We start from the raw sequence: 1,473 nt of genomic DNA on the forward strand, positions 1-1,473 counted from the left end.
AAATTAGGTAATTGACACCTTCAAAATCGCTAAAACCCCACACCCTACACCCTACACCCCACACCCTGCCACCAGGAAAAACTTTTTCAGCAGACCCTAATTAGGGTCTCAAGACCCCCCTAACGGCCACCGAGAAAACCTTCACCAGATAAGTATTTTTACTCAAGTCTCTGGAGGGGGACAGCTTATGTGACAGTTGAGGGTGCGGAATGTGGGTCGAAAACCCACCAGATAATGTCACCGAATACCGCTTTGACTCCGTAGCCGTCAAAGAACCCAAATTTGAGATCGATGGCGTATTCCTGCCACCCGATAATGATAGTAGCGGGGTGATCTATTTTTGCGAAGTGCAATTTCAAAAAGACGAACGACTCTATGAACGGGTTTTCGGCGAATCATTTTTGTATTTTTATCGCCAGCGAGAACGATTTACCGATTGGCAAATTGTTGTCATCTATCCCACCCGTAGCCTAGAACAAAGTAACACCCATCCCTACCGGGCGCTGCTCAATTGTAATCAGGTGCATCGAATTTATCTGAAAGAATTAGGGGAAATTCAGCAGTTACCCCTAGGGGTTGCCTTGATGGTACTCACCACTGTGGAAGAAACCCAAGCACCAGAAAAAGCCCGCTATTTACTGGCACGAACTCAACAGCAAATTGCAGATCCAGAAGCGGGTCGCGCCATAATAGAAATGATTGCCACAATTATGGTGTATAAATTTACTAACTTGAGTCGGCAGGAGGTGGAAGCGATGCTAGGACTACAATTGGCAGATACAAGGGTATATCGTGAAGCCAAGGAGGAAGGTCGCGAGGAAGGTCGTCAGGAAGGAGAATCTGCGCTCATCCTGCGGCTCCTCTCGCGTCGGATCGGTGAAGTGACTCCTGAAAGGCGATCGCAAATTCAAGCTCTCTCAATTAATCAACTGGAAGCTTTAGGAGAAGCTTTGTTAGATTTTACCCAACCCGAAGATTTGGAGGAATGGTTGCGATCGCATCTATCGCCCCTGTAATTGGGAGTAAGCCATCAGGGAGCAAAATGTAAAAATTTCTTAAATTGTGAATTATGCTAGGATTCGCCCTAGAATGATCAAAAATCATGACTACACAAGCAACAGTAATCCAAGGCACAGCCAAAGAAATTAGGGAAGCACTGGCACTTATACCAGATGATGAAATTGTCAGCCTTATGGTAGGTCGTCCCAGCTTATCTATTATTGCCAGAAAATTACAGCACGAGGCCGCAACTCTTGGCATAACAGCTGCGGAACACGACGCACTCATGGCATCGTTAAAACTTGACATCCTCACCGCCGTAAAACGGACGGCGATTCCCAAACCTCACGATTTAGGTTTCTGCTTCTTTCCCTTGCGGGGTTCCGCACCTGCCTTAACAGATTCACTCTGTTCTGGTCTTATGGTCGCGACCCGGACTGACACCGCAAGCCCTGCGGCCAAAATATTTTTACT

1 protein-coding gene and 1 pseudogene are annotated in these 1,473 nt (G+C 46.8%); one reads left to right on the forward strand and one right to left on the reverse strand.

What is annotated here, in order from left to right:
- Window positions 1-209 precede the first annotated feature (209 nt).
- Entirely contained in the window at window positions 210-1,016 is an 807-nt protein-coding gene (locus PX482_RS16435; RefSeq protein WP_288122700.1) for an Rpn family recombination-promoting nuclease/putative transposase, read from the forward strand.
- A 328-nt stretch (window positions 1,017-1,344) separates the two neighbouring features.
- Here the strand turns inward: PX482_RS16435 and PX482_RS16440 are convergent.
- Window positions 1,345-1,473 (reverse strand): annotated as a pseudogene (locus tag PX482_RS16440) (RNA-guided endonuclease TnpB family protein); the annotation flags it as partial.

Source organism: Microcystis sp. M53602_WE12, assembly GCF_030065455.1.
In the GTDB taxonomy this organism is placed as follows: domain Bacteria; phylum Cyanobacteriota; class Cyanobacteriia; order Cyanobacteriales; family Microcystaceae; genus Microcystis; species Microcystis aeruginosa.

Excerpts from the sequence above, each read along its gene's own strand:
- PX482_RS16435 (WP_288122700.1), top strand. The coding sequence starts at position 210 with ATGTGGGTCGAAAACCCACCAGATAATGTCACCGAATACCGCTTTGAC.